Below are 17,085 nucleotides of genomic sequence, written 5' to 3'. Positions count from 1 at the left end.
CCGCTTGGCTTGGCGGAGCCGGGAGGGCCGGCGCGCGGTGCCGGAGCCCACGGGGGCGGCAGCACCGCTCCGGCGATCGCGATCGCCGGAGCGGGCGTGCCGGCCGTCGTCCGTCGGCCGTCAGTCGAAGACCGAGGCGCAGGTGGTCCGTTCGGCATGCGCGGGGTCGAGGGCGTTGAGTGCCTCGTGCCAGGCGATCCGGGAGGCGAGCCCGATGGCGACGTGCTCGGAGAGGTCCAGGGGGCACAGGTCCTGGAGGACGACGTTGCGCACGTTGTTCCCGGTGCCCTGGAGGAAGCCGCTGCGGTAGGGCGTGACCACCTCGTCGTACTTCGTCGTGATCACCGTGTACTGGACCCCGGGCACGGTGTCCCCGCCCGCGTTCAGCTTGGTGAGGAAGGCGGATCCGGCGATCTGGTCGGCGAGGCCCGGCGTCTTGGAGCTGATCAGCTCCTCGGCGCCGGGGAAGTACGGGAGGAGTGCGGTGAGGCCGGACAGGGTCGTGCCGTGGTTGTCGGGCGCCAGTCCGACCAGCGCGTTGACCTTGTCGGCCCCGCCGAGGAACTTGAGGTAGTAGTTGGGCATCATGCCGCCCTGGGAGTGGCCGACGAGGTCGACCTCGTCGGCACGGGTGGCGGCGAGCACCCGGTCGACGAAGGCGGAGAGCTGTCCGGCGGACTGGTCGACGGGGCCCAGCCCGTGGAAGAAGGGGACGCCGGGCAGCTGCCCGTAGTCGAGCGAGTAGACGCAGTACCCGCGGTGGACGAGGTACGGGGCGAAGCCGAGCCAGTTGTCGACGGAGTTGCCGAGGGTGCCGTGCACGAGGACCACCGGGCGGGGGTGGGCGGCGGACGGCTTGCAGGACCAGTTGTTCCAGCCGCTGCTCGGTGCGGAGGCGGCCTGTGCGGCGCCGGTGGGGGCGGTGAGGGTGGCGGCGGTGAGGAGGAGGACGGCCAGCGGGCGGAGCCGGCGTCGCAGCCAGGGCAGCATCGAGTGATCTCCTTGCGGTTCAAGGGGAATGGACGTGGGGGCTCATCCCGTGATCCGGATCACAAGGCGTGCTGCTGACGCCAAATTACGGTCGAGTAGCAAAACTGGGAAGTTACGCGTCAGTAAAAAATCTGCGCCGCGCCCCGGCCGCGGTTACGCCGCCCCGCGGAAGGTGGCGGCCGGGCGGACCGTTCCGGGGCCGAAACGCGCGTTCGCGCGGTCGACGGCCGCTTCCACCGTCAGCCGCGCCTCGCGGACCGGGTCCAGCGACAACTGCCGGGACACCCGCTCGGCATCCGTCAGGTCCTCGGCGCGCAGCACCATGCCGGTCAGCCGGGCCCGTTGCAGCCCGGCCGCGTCCAGCAGGCGGTACGCCGCCGCCCGCAGGTCCTCGTCGTGCGCGGACGCCTCCGGGAGCCGCCGGGCCTTCTCCCAGTGGCCGCCGCCGGCGAACCGGAGGGTCAGCGACAGGGCCCGGGCCGCCTGGCGGCGGCCGCGCAGCACCGCCCCCAGCCGGACCACCAGGCCGAGGAGCACGGCCCGGGCATGCGGGCCGTCGAGCTCGTGCCGGGTGAACCCGCTCCGGACGGCGGCCGATGCGGGCAGGTCCTTCGGGGTGACCGGGCGCGGGTCGATCCCGCGGGCCCGCTCCGCGGCCAGCCGGCCGGCCCGCCGGCCCAGGATCCGTTCGACGGTGCCCGGGGAGACGGACGCCACCGCGCCGACGGTATGCAGTCCGTACCCGCGCAGCGCCTCCGCCTGCCGGGGGCCGATGCCGTGCAGCTCCTCCACCGGCAGCGGTCCCAGGAAGCCGTCCACGTCGTCCTCCGGCACGGCCAGGACGCCGCCGGGCGGGGGCACCCGCGCGGAGGCCGTCGCCGCCACCGCCCAGGTCGCGGCGACCCCGATCCGCACGTCCGTGCCCAGCCGGGCCACGGCGCGCAGCCGTACCAGCTCGGCGATCCGGCGGGCGTCCGCGCCGAAGTACCGCCGGGCGCCGCGTACGTGGACCAGTGCCGCCCGGGGCGGCAGGGCCTGGACCGTCGGGGAGAACTCCCGCAGCAGCTCCAGGACTTCGCGGTACCCCTCCTCGGACACCGCCGGGGCGCACCGTACGTGCAGGACGCCGTTCTCCGGGGCCGTCATCCCGCGCTCCCCGGGCTGGAGTGCCACAGCTTGCGGCCGGTCGCAGCACGGTCGCCGGCGGGCTGGAGGTCGGCCCACGGGTTCATCTCGTACCCGGTGGGCAGGTGGATGCGGCGCCCGGAGTCGGCGGACGCCGAACCGGACCCGGACCCGGCCCCCTTCCCGGACCCGGATCCCCGCCCCGCCCCCGCCCCCGCCCCGGACCCGGGCTCGGACCCGGGCTCGGGCTCGGACCCGGCCGTGCCCGGCGGCGGCTCCGCCAGCCGCGCCGCGACCGCGGACGGGCCGCCGGAGCGGCGCAGTTCCACCAGCTCGGCCAGGTTCCAGGCCGCCGCGCCGACCACGCTCAGGCTCTGCGGCCCGCGCCGCTGCACGACGCCCCTGACCAGCAGCAGGAACGAGTGGAAGACGGTGTGCGCGCAGGCCTCGTGGCTGTCGTCGAAGAAGGCCAGGTCGACCAGGCCCGTCCCGTCGTCCAGGGTCGTGAAGATGACCCGCCTCCCGGACCGGATCGGCGGGGTCTGGGTGGCCGCCTTGGCCCCCGCGACCAGCACGGTCCGGCCGTGCTCGACCTCGCGCAGCCGACGGGCCGGGACCACGCCCAGCTCCGCCAGGAAGGCGTGGTGGTCGCCCATCAGGTGCCGCGAGGCGTCCATGCCGAGGACGCCGAGCTCCGCGCTGAGCCGCTCCTCGTCGGTCAGGTCGGGCAGGCCGGCAGGGGCCGTCGACCGCCCGCCCTCCAGCGGGAGCTGGGCGCTGCCGCGGGCTCCGGCCGGGCGCTGCGCGCCGTGCAGCTCGGCCAGGTGCAGCAGCAGGTCGCGCCGGTTGGCGCCGAAGGCGTCCAACGCGCCGACCTGGGCGAGCCGTTGGGCGACCGGGTGGCCGGGGTGGGCGCGGTCCCAGAAGTCGCGCAGCGATCCGTACGGCTGCCCGTCCTCGATCCGCAGTGCCTCGGCCTCGCTGATGCCGTGGACGTCGGACAGGGCCAGCCGGAGCCCCCACACCGGAGGATCCTCGGACGCCAGTTCGATACGGTGGGCCGCTGCCGACCGGTTCACGTCCAGCGGCAGCACCGGCACGCCCCGCCGCCGCGCGTCCGCGAGCAGCAGCCGCTTCGGGTACATGCCGGGGTCGTGGGTGAGCAGCCCGGCGTAGAACGCCGCCGGGTGGTGCGCCTTCAGCCAGGCCGACTGGTACGTGGGCACGGCGAAGGCCACCGCGTGCGCCTTGCAGAAGCCGTAGCTGCCGAACGCCTCCACGATCTCCCAGGTCCGGCCGATCACCTCCGCCGAGTAGCCCCGTTCGGCCGCCCGCGCCGCGAACCACGCCTTGATCCGCTGCTGCGACTCGGGGTCGGAGAGCCCGCGCCGGACCCGGTCCGCCTCGTCCCGCCCGCAGCCGGTCAGGACGTGCACGATCTCGATGATCTGCTCGTGGAAGACCACCACCCCGTACGTCTCCTCCAGCGCCGGCGCCAGGTCCGGGTGCGGGAAGCGGACGGGGGCCCGCCCGTGCCGGGCCTCGATGAACGGCCGCACCATGTCGGCGGCCACCGGCCCGGGACGGAACAGCGAGATGTCGACGACCAGGTCGTGGAAGGTGGACGGCTGGAGCCGCCCCACCAGGTCGCGCTGGCCCGGCGACTCGATCTGGAAGCAGCCCAGTGTCTCCGCCGAGCGGATGAGTTCGTACGTGGCCCGGTCGCCCGGCGGCACCTGCGCGGGGTCGTCCAGGTCGAGCTCCTCGCCGGTGGTGCGCCGGAGCTCCGCGACCGCGTGCGCCATCGCGGACTGCATCCGCACGCCCAGCACGTCGAGTTTGAGCAGGCCGAGCTCCTCCACGTCGTCCTTGTCGAACTGGGACATGGGGAAGCCCTCACCGCTGGTGGGCACCACGGGGGTGCGGGCGAGCAGGGAGGCGTCGGAGAGCAGCACCCCGCACGGGTGCATGGCGATCCCGCGCGGCAGCGCGTCCAGCGCCTCGACGAGCTCCCACAGCCGTCCGTGCTCCTCCTCGCGTACGCCGCGCAGCTCGGGCAGTTCGGCGAGGGCCGCGCGGGCGTCGCGGGCCCGGATGTGCGGGAAGGCCTTGGCGAGCCGGTCGACGGCGGCGGGGTCCATGGACAGGGCGGCGCCGACGTCGCGGACGGCATGGCGGACGCGGTAGGTCTCGGGCATGGAGACGGTGGCGACGCGCTCGGTGCCGAACCGGTCGATGATCCGGCGGTAGACCTCCAGCCGGCGGGCGGACTCCACGTCGATGTCGATGTCGGGCAGGACGTGGCGGCGCTTGGACAGGAAGCGCTCCATCAGCAGGCCCTGTGCGACGGGGTCGGCGTGGGCGATGCCGAGCAGGTGGTTGACGAGGGAGCCGGCGCCGGAGCCGCGGGCGGCCACGCGGATGCCCATCTCCCGTACGTCGTCCACGACCCGGGCGACCGTCAGGAAGTACGAGGCGTAGCCGTGGTAGGCGATGATGTCGAGCTCGTGGTGCATCCGCTCCCAGTAGGCGGGGTCGTCCGCGTAGCCGCGCAGCACCATGCCGGCGGAGGCCCGGGAGGCGAGGACCCGCTGGGCGGTGCGGTGGGCGGCGCCGACGAGGTGGGCCTCGGGGAAGTGCACGGAGCCGATGCCGAGGTCGTCCTCGGGGTCCACTGCGCAGGCCTCGGCGGTGCGCCGGGTCTCCGCGAGCAGCCGGCGGGCGCCGGACGGCCCGAGGCCGGCGGCCCGGGCGATCCGGTCGGCGGTCTCGGCCATGGCGTCCGGGCCCTTGAGCCAGCGCTCCCCGCTGTCGAGGGGGCCCCGGGGGTCGACGGGGACCAGGCGGCGGGCCGCGTCGAGGACGTCGGCGACCGGGCCCTGGCCGGGGTCGGCGTAGCGGACGGCGTTGGTCAGCACGGCCGGGACGCCCTGCTCGGCGGCGAAGCCGACGGTGCGGGCGGCCAGCCGCAGCGAGCCGGAGCCGGTCCCGGTGCGGCCGTGGTGGACGGCCTCCAGGCGCAGGGAGTCCCCGAAGACCTCCCGCCAGGGCGCGAGCAGCCGCGCGGCCCGGTCGGGCCGGCCGGCGGCCAGGGCCCGCCCCACCTCGGAGCCGGGGCCGAGCAGGGCGTACACGCCCGTTCCGTGCAGGGCGTCCCAGGGCAGCACGGGCTGCCCGCCCGCGACGCCGGAGGCTTCCGGGACTCCCGAGGCGTCGGCGGCGGGGACGGCGTGGGCGGCGGTGACCATGCGGCACAGCTCGGCCCAGCCGACGGCTCCGTCGCGGGCGAGGAAGACGGCCCGGGGTGCGGACTCGTCCACGAAGGCCCCGCCCCTGACGGGGGTCCGCCGCCGGTACGACGCCTCCGCACCGGGGCCGCCGGGGCCGCCGGGGCCTCTTGCCGGGGGTGCGGCCGACACGGCCAGGTCGGTTCCGAACAGCGGCCGGATCCCGGCCCCCGCGCATGCCTTCGCGAACCGCACCGCACCCCCGAGGGTGTCCCGGTCGGTCAGGGCGAGGGCGTCCATGCCCCGCTCGGCGGCACGCTCCGCCAGCCGTTCGGGGTGCGAGCCTCCGTAGCGCATGGAGAACCCCGAAACGGTGTGCAGATGCGTAAACCCGGGCACCCGCAGCCTCCTGCTTCGTTCGTCGAACACCTCCCCCGTCTCCACCATAAGGCAATTCGAATATCCGTGCGAAACGTTTGTTCGATCATCCACGGGGGCTGCTCGGCGCGCTGATCGCGGGCCCGGTCCCGGCCACCCTGCCCGGCGGCACGGCGTCGCCGGACGGCCCGACGCCGGTGCGGACGACCACCCCGTACCGGCAGCCGGCCGCCGAGCCGCTACGGGCGCCCGGTGGCCTTCGGTTCGAGGAGCCGGTCGGCGTGGCGCAGGGCGTGCAGCGCGACCGTCTTGCCGAGGACGACGCCCGCCTCGTCGGCCGAGCGGCTGTGGATCCCCGAGAAGACGCGCGCGTCGACGTTCTCGCGGGTCAGCTCCGCCCAGCCGGTGTAGGTCCGGCGCACGCCCGGCGCGGTCGGGCTCGTCAGCGAGAACGGCGCGGTGCGGGCTCCGGCGAGGGCGTCCAGGATCACCTCGGAGGCCCCCGCGTAGGTGGTGTGGCCGCTGGGGTAGTCGGGGTGGGCCGGGGTCTGGTGCAGCGGGGTCCAGGCCGGGTCGGGGGCGAGGGAGCCGGTCCGGATCGCGGTGACGGGGCGCCAGCGGGTGTAGGCGTACTTGCTGTCGGAGGTGGCGATCTGCGTGTCGACCAGGGCGGCGTGGTAGAGGGCGACCAGCTCCGCCCGGCCGGCGGCCGAGCGGTGCGAGCGGGTCACGGCCACCCGCAGCGGCTCGGTGTAGAGGGTCAGCGAGGAGCCGTACCAGAACTCGGCGGTCTCGGTCTGGCGCGGGGTGCGCACGGTGCTGTCGGCCTTCCCGTACGCGCGCACCTCGGCGAGGTCGGCCCGGTAGCGGCGGGAGTCGAGCGCGGGCGGGGGGCCGAGCCGGTACTGGGACGGGGAGTCCAGCAGGAAGGGCTTCGCGACGCGGTTGCCGTACTGGACGGCGGGTGCGTACCCGTCGGGCGTCGGCTGCCACACGCCGGGGGCGGCGGACGGCACGGTGAACGGGGCGTTCACGGACTCCGGGTCGAGTCCGTCGCCCGCGCGCTCGGCGAGGGCGGCCCGGGCCTGGCGGGCCCCGGCGGCGACGCCCCGCGCCTCGGCGGGGCCGTCGGGGATCCGGTCGAGGGTGGCGGCGAGGGCGGCGTCGAGCTGCGGCGCCCGGGCGGGGGCGAGGGAGACCAGGGCGTCGTGGACGGCGGAGGCGACCGCGGCGTCCTGGAAGGGGGCCCGGTCGCGGCCGACGGGGGCCTCCCGGGCGGCGCGGACGGCGGCGAGCCAGCTGATCGCCCAGGTGCGGCTGTTGGTGATCTGGGTCGTCGCCCCCGCGACGGCGACGGTCTGCGCGGTGGTGTCGTACCACTCGCGTACGACGGCCCCGCCGTCCGCGGCCGGGGCCGGGGCGGCCTGGGCGGCCGGGACGGCGGCCGTGGCGGCCAGCGCCAGAGCGGCTCCGAGGGACAGCAGGGCAGAGCGGGACGGCTTCACGGACACTCCTGGTCGAGGGCGGCACGGTGCACCGGCAATGCGCCCCGACGCTAACCAGCCGCCGCAGAGCGGCACAACGGCCCCAATGCGCCATGCCGTTTCCGAAACAGGCCCTCCACCGACCACGGCCACACCCGCGCCGTGCACGGGGCGGACCCGGCACCCGGCGCGGACGCCGACACGCGGCATGGGGGCGGGCACCGACCACCGCTCCCGGTTCCGCTGCACCCGTCCCCGAGCCGCCGCACCTGTGCTTCCATCGGAAATTCCCCGCCCCGCCTTCCTCAACGCCGAGCCCCCCGGCCGGGATTCGGGCGGGGGGCTCGTGATGGTGCCCGGTCCGGGCGGGTGCCGTCAGGTCTGCGGCAGGGGCTAGTAGACGCTGACCCCGTAGGCGTTCAGGGCCTCGACGACCGGCTGGAAGAAGGTCGTTCCGCCCGTGCTGCAGTTGCCGCTGCCGCCGGAGGTGAGGCCGACGGCGCGGGTGCCGGAGTAGAGGGGGCCGCCGCTGTCGCCGGGTTCGGCGCAGACGTTGGTGCGGATCATGCCGTGGACGATGTCGCCGCCGCCGTAGTTCACGGTGGCGTTGAGGCCGGTCACCGACCCGCTGCGGGTGCCGGTGGTGGAGCCGCGCCGGGTCACCGACATGCCGACGGTGGCATTGACGGCACTGGTGATGTCCTGACTGCCGACCGTTCCGGGGTGGGCGAGGGAGGCGTTGTCGTAGCGGACCAGACCGTAGTCGTTGTTCGGGAAGCTGGATCCCACGGTCGGGCCGATCGCCGTGGTGCGCGAGGAGTTCGTCCACCAGGTGCCCGCGCCGTCGGTGCAGTGGCCGGCGGTCAGCAGGTAATAGGTGCTGCCGCTGCGCACGTTGAAGCCGAGCGAGCAGCGCCAGCTCGACGCGTAGACCGCGTCGCCACCGGAGATCAGCTTGCGCAGCGTGCCCGGGATGCGCTCGAAGCGCAGGGCGGCGGCGTCGGCTCCGGCCTCCGTACGGATCCTGGCGAGGTCCGAAGCGGTGACGGTGGAGTCGGCGGCGACCACCAGGGTCCCGCTGGCGGGATCGGTGTACCAGGCCGTGCCGGCGACGTCGGCGCGTTCGACGGCGGCGCCGGCCGAGGCGAGCCGGACCGCGCTGAAGCCGCTGTCGGCGTTCGCGGCGGTGGGGGCGGCGAGCCCAGCGACGGCAGCCAGGCCGGCGGCCACCGCGAGCAGCCGGGTACGGGTGATTCTCTTGATCCTCACTTCTCGTCCTCCCGGGAGGGATCGGGGGCCCGGCGGATGTGGGGGAGCCGGAGCCCGTGAGGCGCAGCCGGGAATGCGGCGGGTACACCGGTTTTAGTCGTGCCCCTGACAACTTCCCGGACAGTCGCTGTCGGGAGTGTCGCGGCCGCAGCCCCGGGCGGCAAGGGTGTCTTTCGGCCTCCGTCCGCCCGCCGCCGGGCCGTCGCGGGAGCGTCCGCGGCATCGTTCATGCCGCTCAGCCCCTTCCACGCCGGCCCGGACGGGAACTGCGCTGTACGCCTTTCGGACCTGATTCCGCCTGTGTATACGGCGCCTGACGGGGGGTCGGCGGGCCCGCCGCGCCGTGCGGGCCGCCCCGACCTTCCGACCTTCCGGACTTCCGGACTTCCCGCCTTCCGGCCTTCCCCGGCGGCCTCCCGGCTCTCCCGGTTCAGCTACAGCCGCAGTCGCAGTTGCAGTCGCAGCAACCGCCGTCGCCGCCACCGCTCTCACCGCCGCCACTGCTGTCACCGCCGCCGCAGCCACGGCAGCAGCTGCAGTCGCAGCACTCGCAGATGTCGCACCACGCGTCCCGCTTCTTCCGGGACCACGGGCCCTCGTGGTCCGTACAGCACAACTGGCAGGTACAGAACAGCCCCACGGCCACCGCGCAGCCGGCGAGCAGCCCGCGCCGCGGCTTCTGCGGGGGCATCCCGGGACCGCCCGGACCCGTGGGCGGCGGCATTCCGGGGCCGCCGGGGCCGCCCGGACCCCCGCCGTGGGGACCGCCGCCGTAGGGGCCCCCGCCGTACGGGCCGCCGCCGGGCGGGTTCCCGCCGTAGGGGCCCCCGCCGTACTCGCCGCCCCCGTACTGGCCGCCCCCGTACGGATTCCCGCCTCCCGGGCCGTAGCCCTGCGGCGGCGCTCCGAAGCCGCCCTGACCGGCCGCGTTCACGGCGGTGTGGCGGCAGGAGCCGGTGCCGAAGGCCCGGTCCACGGAGGTCCGCAGCTCGTGCACCAGCAGCCGGTGGGCCAGGCCGCCGTCGACGAACTCGACCTCCTTCAGGGACAGCCGGATGCCGTGGAGGGCGTCGTCGCACAGCCGCCGGGCCTCGGCGAGCGGGGTCCCGGTGGCGGCCAGCGGGTTCCAGGCGCCCTTCTCGGCGTCCGCGGCCAGGTCCTCCACCGCGTCCAGCAGGTGCGCGAGCCGGCCGAAGTACCGGCCGGCCTCGGCGAGCGGGGCGGCGTTGCCCGGCCGTCCGGCCAGCTGCGCGGTGTGGGCGAAGGCGGCGGCCGTCGCTGTCTCCGTCGGCTCGGTCACCACGAGCACCGGGGTGCCCGGGCCGGCCAGCGCCTCGATGTCCGTCTGCCGGTCCACGGCGTCGACGAGCACGGCGGTGTCGAAGCCGAGCGAGGCCCCGGTGCGGGCGCCCGCGCGGTCCCAGCCGCGGGCCACCCGGCGCGCGGCGGCGGCGATCGGGGCGCGGGCCAACAGCCCGTCACGGTCGGCCACGTGGTCCCGCACCTTCGCCGAGGCGAGCACGAGCGAGACGGCGGCCGCGAGCCGCGCCCCCTCGCCGTTGGCCACGGCGGCCGTGCGCATGCCGCGCAGCGGGCAGGGGCCGGCGGTGCGGCGGGCGCCGGGGGCGGGGCCGGACTGAGCCTCCGTCAGAACGGATATGAGGAGCCCGTCGTAGTTGGTAACGATCCGGGCGAACTGTCCGTGATCTCCGCGAAGTGCCAGGCAGAGCCCGCAGAGATGGGCCATCCACTCCGTCTTGAAACGCTCCCCGAGCCGGTGCGCGCAGGGTCTGACAATGCCGAACAAACCAGGTCCCCCGAGTGTCAATCGCTTGCGAGACGGGCATCGTACCGACCCGGATCAGTCACCCGTACGCCCCTGCCGCCCACTCGGACGGCGGCAGTCGTCATATTTTCACTCAGTCAGCAGTGAGGCCGACCGGGATCCTGACGGTGCAACGGATGTTCTGCACCAGTACCGTCACGAAAACCCTGCGCGGCGGCTATCCACTTGGCGCGTTGTCAGCATCATGGACGACCATAGGGACAGCGGAGAGAAACAGACTGACCGCGGTGAGAGAGGAGGCGTCCATGGGTTCGGTACGCAAGGCGAGCGCTTGGCTGGGTCTCGTGGAGGACAGCGACGACGAGCGCTACTACGACGACGACTACGCGGAGGCCCCGCACGGTTCCGTCGCGGGACCGGGCGACCAGTGGGTCACCGACCCCCGGGTCAGGGTCGCGTCGGAGTCGGCCGTCGAGCGGGGCCGCCGGATCGCCACGGTCACGCCGGACGGCTTCCGCGACGCACGCGCCATCGGCGAGCTGTTCCGCGAGGGCGTCCCGGTGATCGTGAACCTTTCGCTGATGGACCCGGCCGACGCCAAGCGCGTGGTCGACTTCGCGGCCGGCCTGACCTTCGGCCTGCGCGGCTCGATCGAGCGGGTGGCGACCAGGGTCTTCCTGCTGACCCCGGCCGACACCCAGATCGTGAGCGGCGAGTCCGGCGGCCGGTCGCGCGACTTCTTCAACCAGAGCTGAGGCAGGGCCTCACCGGAAGGCGTCGAGCCCGGTGAGCGCCTTGCCCAGCACCAGCTGGTGCATCTCCACGGTGCCCTCGTAGGTGAGCACCGACTCCAGGTTGGTGGCGTGCCGCATGACGGGGTACTCGAGCGAGATCCCGTTGGCACCGAGGATCGTCCGCGCAGTGCGGCAGATGTCGATGGCCTCGCGGACGTTGTTGAGCTTGCCGAAGCTGATCTGCTCCGGCCGCAGGGTGCCGGCATCCATACGGCGGCCGAGGTGGTGGGCGAGCAGGATGCCCTTGTGGAGCTCCAGCGCCATGTCGGCGAGCTTGGCCTGGGTGAGCTGGAAGCCGCCGATCGGCCGGCCGAACTGCTCCCGCGTCCGCGCGTAGTCGAGCGCGGCCTCGAAACTGGCGCGCGCCGCGCCCATGGAACCCCAGACGATCCCGTACCGCGCGTGGCTGAGACAGCCCAGCGGCCCCTTGAGCCCCGTGACCCCCGGCAGCACCGCGTCGGCGGGCAGCCGTACGTCGTCCATGACCAGCTCGCTGGTCACCGACGCGCGCAGCGACCACTTGTGCTTGATCTCGGGCGCCGAGAAGCCGGCGGAGTCGGTGGGCACGGCGAAGCCGCGGATCCCCTCGTCGGTCTGCGCCCAGACCACCGCCACCGCCGCCACGGACCCGTTGGTGATCCACATCTTGCGGCCGTTCAGGATCCAGTCGGAGCCGTCGCGCTTGGCGTACGTGCGCATGGCCGCGGGGTCGGAGCCGATGTCGGGTTCGGTCAGCCCGAAGCAGCCGATCAGCTCGCCGGCTGCCATACCGGGGAGCCAGCGCTGCTTCTGCTCCTCCGAGCCGTACTTCCAGATCGCGTACATGGCGAGGGAGCCCTGGACGGAGACCAGCGAGCGGATCCCCGAGTCGGCGGCCTCCAGCTCCAGGCAGGCGAGCCCGTACTGCACGGCGGTGGCGCCCGCGCACCCGTAGCCCTTCAGGGACATGCCGAGGGCCCCGAGGGCGCCGAGTTCGCGGGCCAGCTCGCGGATCACCGGCAGCTCACCGGTCTCGTACCACTCGGCGACGTGCGGGAGGACGCGGTCGGCGGCCCAGCCGCGGACGGTGTCGCGGATGGCGAGGTCCTCGGTGCTGAGGAGCTCGTCGAGCCCGAGCGGATCGGTGGGTACGAAGGACACGGGGCCTCCCGGCGGGCCAGAGGGTAAACCTAGCGGTGCAAGTTTGTCCTTGCCGCCGCCCCCGGTCCACCCCCGGCCGGGCCGGCGAGCGCATCACGGCCGGGACGCGCCGGGCCGGGGATCCGCGGGCCCTCGCCCACCGGTGCTGCCGCGGACCGGGCGGGACGCCCCGCGCGCTCGGCGCCGCCGGGGTTCGCTGCCGCGGTGCCGGCGGCTTCTGTGGTGCCGGCAGTGTCTGTGGTGCCGGCGTCCTCGTGCGCGTCGGTGCACTCCATGACCCGCGGCAGCTTCAGCGCCATCACGGCCCCCGCGAGCAGCAGGGCGGCGCTGACCACCAGCGTGATGTGCAGGCCTTGCACGAACGAGTGGCGGGCCGCGTCGAACAGCGACTCACCCGCGGCGCCGCCCAGCTTTCCGGCGATCTGGTAGGCCTCGCCGAGCGAGTTCGCGGCGCCCTTGGCGTCCTCGGGCGACACGCCGGGCACGTCCAGCAGCCCCGGCGCGTAGGCGGCGTTCATGACGCTGCCGAGCAGGGCGATGCCCATGCCCGCGCCCAGCTGGTACGAGGTCTCGCCTATGGAGGCCGCCCCGCCGGCGGTCTCCGCGGGCGCCTCGCTCAGCATCGACTCGTATGCGGCGAAGAGGGTGGTCTGGAGCCCGAAGCCGAGCAGGACGAAGCCCACGGTGAGCAGGACGGGCCGGTCGTGCTCCCCCATGAGCGTCAGCAGCAGCACGGCGAAGGCGGTCAGCAGGAAGCCCAGCGACACCATCGTGCGCGGCCCGACCCGGGCCAGCGTGTACGAGCCGGTGGCCCCGGCGGCCATGGCCGCGAAGGTCAGCGGCAGCAGCCGCAGGCCGGTCTCGAGGGGGCTGAGCTCGAGCACGAGCTGGAGGTACTGGACCGCGAGGAGCTCCAGGCCGACCAGGGCCAGCATGGCGAGGACGATGCAGCCGACGGAGGTGGAGAAGGCGGCCCGCGCGAACATCCGCATGTCGATGAGCGGGTGCGCGCGGCGCTTCTGCCGGCGGGTGAACAGCACGAGCAGGACCACGCCGAGCAGCAACGGCAGCAGCGACTCGGCGTCGAGGAGCCGGCGCTCGGCGCCGAACCGCTTGACCCCGAGGACCACGCCGAGCACACCGCCCGCGGCCATCAGCGCGCCGAGCACGTCCCACGGCCCGTCGGCGGCGCCCTTGGACTCGGGCAGCAGCCAGCGCCCGAGCGGCAGGATCAGGGCCATCAGCGGAATGTTGATCAGGAAGACCGAGCCCCACCAGAAGTGCTCGATGAGGAAGCCGCCGAGGACCGGGCCGCTGGCCGCGCCGATCGCGGCGACGGCGGTCCAGATGCCGATGGCCAGGGCCCGCTCGCGCCGGTCGGGGAAGACCTGGCGCAGGATCGACAGGGTGGCCGGCATGATCATCGCGCCGCCGACGCCGAGCAGGGCGCGGGCGGCGATGAGGACCTGGGCGTGGTCGGCGAAGGCCGCGAGGGCGGAGGCTGCACCGAAGAGGGTGTAGCCGAGCAGGAGTATCCGGCGGCGGCCGATCCGGTCGCCGAGGGTGCCGAAGAGGATCAGCAGCGCGGCGCACACCAGCGGGTACGCGTCGACGATCCACAGGAGCTCGACGGAGCCGGGGCGCAGGTCCTCGGTGACGGAGGGGACCGCGACGTGCAGGATCGTCGCGTCGAGCGCGACGAGGACCAGGCTGACGCACAGGACCGCGAGGACCACCCAGCGGTTGGCCCCTCCGGAGGCCGCGCGCAGCCGCGCCCCGAGGGACGCGCGGTCGGCGGGCTCGCCGGGGGTGTATCTGCTGTCGGCGGTCCTGCGGTCGGCCGCGTTGGTCCCCGACATGCATGTACCTCCCAGATGAATCGCTCGCACTCGGCGGACCAGCGTCTCGGCGGAGCCGCCGGGCTGTGCACGGGGGCGGCGTCCTACGGGGTCCGGCATCGACATGCGAGTGAAGGGTCAGCGTACGCGAGTTCCCCAGTCCGGCACGTGGCCAAGCTCTCATCGCGGCGGCGGCCGCGCTGTGGTGTACGCCACTCGCCCCACTTGGCCCCCCTCCCCGCCCTTCCGCCCCGTACACGTCTGGCCACGGTGCGTGGTTCCACCCCGTCGGGCGTCGTGGGCGCCACCGATAATCATGCCTGTGAAAGATCATGCTTTTCGCCGGGCCGCGCCCGCCCTGGCCGCCTTCGCGGCGGTCCGGCTGCTCGGGCTGGCCGTGCTGGCGGCGTGGGGGGCGGCGGCCGGCAGCAGCCCGCACACGCTGCTGTCGGCGCGCTGGGACTCCCTCTGGTACGCCCGGATCGCCGCCGAGGGGTACGGGTACGAGGTGGTCCTGCCGGGCGGGGCCGTCCACTCGAACCTGGCGTTCTTCCCGCTGCTGCCCTGGCTGGAGCGGCTGGTCGCGGCGCCGACGGGACTGGGGTACGGCTCGGCGGGACTGGTGGTCTCGGCGGTGGCGGGGCTCGCCGCGGCCTGGGGGATCTTCGCGGTCACCGACCTGGTGTGCGCCCGGCGGGACCTCGGCGTCGACGGCCGCCGGGCGGGGGTGTTCGCGGCCGGGGTCTGGGCTGCGCTGCCCGTCGGGATCGTGCAGTCCATGGCGTACAGCGAGTCGCTGTTCACGGCGCTGGCCGCCTGGGCCCTGTACGCGGCCCTGCGCGGCCGGTGGCCGGCGGCGGGGCTGCTCGCGGCCGGGGCGGGGCTGACCCGCCCGGTCGGCGCCGCGGTGGTCGCGGCGGTGTGGGTGGCGGCCGTCCTGGCCTGGCGGAGCGGCGAGCGCTCCTGGCGGATGGCGGCGGGGGCGGCCCTGGCCCCGGCGGGGGCGGCGGCGTACGTGCTGTGGGTGGGCTCGTACACCGGGCGCGGACTGCTCGGGTACCTCGACGTGCAGGGCGGCTGGGGCAACGGCTTCGACGGCGGGCTGGCCTTCGCCCGGTTCATCGGGGCGAAGCTGGCCTCGGGCGCGGCCCCGGCGGGGATCGGGCTGATCGCGGGCGTGGTGCTGGTGCTGTGGCTGTACGCGCTGTGCGTACGGCAGCGGCAGCCGGCCGCGCTGCTGGTGTACTCCGGAATCGTCGTCGCGCTGGCGCTGGGCGCGTCGGCGTACTTCGGGTCCAAGCCGCGGCTGCTGCTGCCGGCCTTCCCGCTCCTGCTGCCGGCGGCGGTGGCGCTGGCCCGCCGGCGGCCGGGCCGGGCGGCCGCGGTGCTGGGGGCGGTGGCGCTGGTGTCGGCGGTGTACGGGGCGTTCTGGCTGAACGGCTCGGGGCCGCCGTAGGACGGCCGGGCGGCCCGGCCACGGCTGCGCCCCCGACGTCCGCCGCCGGGGCGTCGGGCGGGAACGCGGCCCACCCACCCGGCAACGGAATGGATCGTTCCGAGCCATCTTTCGGCAAAGGAATTGAACGTCGCCGATAAAGCCCGGGCGTGGGCGCGAAACAATGGCCGGGCCAATGGATCGGGCACTCCAACTAATGCCTTAATCCCAGGAATTAAGTGCCGCGTGAGACCAACTCCACATCACATGGTCATCACAAACCCGGTGATTCGCCCGGGCCGACCAGCGGCGCGCGGTAACGTCGATTGACGTGCGTACCGACCAAATCCTGTCCCGGTTGGAGCGGGTGTTCGCCCGACTGGACCGGGAACCCGAGCGACCGGCTCATCTGCAAACGCCGCAGATGAGCCGGCACCGCGTCGTGCTCTTCGGAGCGACCCTCGCCTTCTATCTCGCGATCGTGGTGGCCGTACTGACCACGTCCTGGCTCGTCCGCCTGGACTGGCAGGTCATGTTCTTCCGGCCGTACGACCAGTGGCCGCAGCTGCACGCCTTCCTCGACTACCTCGTCGTGCTGGGGCAGCGCGGGCCCACCGCGGTCATGGTCGCCGCATGGCTCGGCTGGCGCTCCTGGCGGCAGCACACCCTGCGCCCGCTGATCACCCTCGGCGTGGCGCTGCTCCTGCTCAACATCACCGTGGGCTCGGTCAAGCTCGGCCTCGGCCGCCTCGGCCCGCACTACGCCACCACGATCGGCTCCGCCGAGCTGTTCGCCGGCGGCGACATATTTCCCTCCGGCCACACCGCGAACGCCGTTGTGACCTGGGGCATCCTGGCCTACCTGGCCTCGACCGTCGTCACCCGGCGGGTGCTGTCCGTGGTCTCCGCGGTCGTCTCGCTGAGCGTCGGCGCCACCACCGTCTACCTCGGCACCCACTGGGTCAGCGACGTCCTGCTCGGCTGGTCCGCGGGTCTGCTGATCATGCTGGCGCTGCCCTGGTGCGAGCCGCTGATCGCGGGCGTCGAGGCCTGGGTGTTCGAGCGCCGGGAGCGGATGCGGCGCCGCGTGGAGGCCGGAACGGTGCCCGCGCCGGTCGCCGCCGCGCTCGTCCCGCTGCTCTCCGCGGGCGGCAAGTGGCAGCTCCGGCCCACCCCCGGCGGCCCTGCTGCGGCGGGAACCCCGGCCGCAGCCCGAACCGCCGGCACGGCAGCCGGCGCCCCGGTGCCGGGTCAGGCAGCCGCGCAGGCCGGAGCGCAGGCCGCGGCCCCCGCGGCCGGCACCGGGCACGCCGCGGTGCCCCGGACCGCGCACCACGCCGGCCGCCCGCACCTGGTCCGCACCGAGCGGGTGCCGGCCGCGCCGGGCGGCAACCGGCGCCCGGTGCACGCCGATCGGACCCCCGCCGCACGCGCCGCCGCCCGGCCGGCCACCAACGGCTGAGCCGGGCCCCGGGCACGCCGGGACACCCCGCGGGGCGGTACGCACACCACCCCGTCCCCTCCCCCACCGCACGCACCGGGGGAGGGGGGGGGGGGGGGGGGGGGGGGGCGGGGTTGTCTTCCTCTTCTTCTTCCTTCTGGCCCCTTGCATGGTGGGT

11 protein-coding genes are annotated in these 17,085 nt (G+C 74.7%); 3 read left to right on the top strand and 8 right to left on the bottom strand.

The genetic code is table 11. The annotated features are described in order from the left end of the window. Nucleotides 1-120: 120 nt before the first annotated feature. The 6 genes from AC068A_RS05280 to AC068A_RS05255 all read right to left on the bottom strand — a co-directional run bounded on the left by AC068A_RS05280 (nt 121) and on the right by AC068A_RS05255 (nt 10,280). Nucleotides 121-990, bottom strand: a complete 870-nt coding sequence (locus AC068A_RS05280) for an esterase/lipase family protein (RefSeq protein ID WP_478580989.1) — start codon at nt 988-990, stop codon at nt 121-123. Nucleotides 991-1,143: 153 nt separating this feature from the next. Then, nucleotides 1,144-2,136 carry a DNA polymerase Y family protein gene (locus tag AC068A_RS05275; protein ID WP_478580987.1) on the bottom strand — a complete coding sequence of 331 codons (993 nt, stop codon included), beginning with the start codon at nt 2,134-2,136 and terminating at the stop codon, nt 1,144-1,146. After that, nucleotides 2,133-5,789 carry a DNA polymerase III subunit alpha gene (locus tag AC068A_RS05270; RefSeq protein ID WP_478580984.1) on the bottom strand — a complete coding sequence of 1,219 codons (3,657 nt, stop codon included), beginning with the start codon at nt 5,787-5,789 and terminating at the stop codon, nt 2,133-2,135. Before AC068A_RS05270 ends, AC068A_RS05275 begins: the two co-directional genes overlap by 4 nt. Nucleotides 5,790-5,959: 170 nt before the next feature. Further along, the gene (locus AC068A_RS05265) at nt 5,960-7,225 is read right to left on the bottom strand and encodes a vanadium-dependent haloperoxidase (protein WP_478580982.1); all 1,266 of its coding nucleotides are present in this window, start codon (nt 7,223-7,225) and stop codon (nt 5,960-5,962) included. A 372-nt stretch (nt 7,226-7,597) separates the two neighbouring features. Further along, a complete protein-coding gene (locus AC068A_RS05260; RefSeq protein WP_478580979.1) occupies nt 7,598-8,473 on the bottom strand; it encodes a S1 family peptidase in 876 nt (291 codons plus the stop codon). Nucleotides 8,474-8,903: 430 nt separating this feature from the next. Next, nucleotides 8,904-10,280: a DUF5685 family protein gene (locus tag AC068A_RS05255; RefSeq protein WP_478580977.1), complete on the bottom strand. Its 1,377-nt coding sequence runs from the start codon at nt 10,278-10,280 to the stop codon at nt 8,904-8,906. A 284-nt stretch (nt 10,281-10,564) separates the two neighbouring features. On the opposite strand from AC068A_RS05255, the gene AC068A_RS05250 reads away from it, so the two are divergent. After that, nucleotides 10,565-11,014 (top strand): cell division protein SepF, encoded by a 450-nt coding sequence (locus AC068A_RS05250; RefSeq protein ID WP_478580975.1) that lies wholly within the window; start codon nt 10,565-10,567, stop codon nt 11,012-11,014. Nucleotides 11,015-11,023: 9 nt separating this feature from the next. On the opposite strand, the gene AC068A_RS05245 is transcribed toward AC068A_RS05250, so the two are convergent. Continuing rightward, on the bottom strand, nt 11,024-12,193 hold the full coding sequence (locus AC068A_RS05245) for an acyl-CoA dehydrogenase family protein (RefSeq protein ID WP_478580973.1): 1,170 nt from the start codon (nt 12,191-12,193) through the stop codon (nt 11,024-11,026). 29 nt (nt 12,194-12,222) lie between these two features. Then, on the bottom strand, nt 12,223-14,052 hold the full coding sequence (locus AC068A_RS05240; RefSeq protein ID WP_478580970.1) for an MFS transporter: 1,830 nt from the start codon (nt 14,050-14,052) through the stop codon (nt 12,223-12,225). Nucleotides 14,053-14,347: 295 nt separating this feature from the next. Here AC068A_RS05240 and AC068A_RS05235 point away from each other — a divergent pair, with 295 nt between their 5' ends. Beyond that, a complete protein-coding gene (locus AC068A_RS05235; protein WP_478580968.1) occupies nt 14,348-15,487 on the top strand; it encodes a hypothetical protein in 1,140 nt (379 codons plus the stop codon). Between the two features lie 310 nt (nt 15,488-15,797). Beyond that, nucleotides 15,798-16,928, top strand: a complete 1,131-nt coding sequence (locus tag AC068A_RS05230; protein WP_478580965.1) for a phosphatase PAP2 family protein — start codon at nt 15,798-15,800, stop codon at nt 16,926-16,928. Nucleotides 16,929-17,085 lie beyond the last annotated feature (157 nt).

Source organism: Streptomyces sp. NPDC043854, assembly GCF_056436005.1.
The sequence above is the reverse complement of the archived record's forward strand: the minus strand, read 5'-3'. Positions and strand labels throughout refer to the sequence as shown.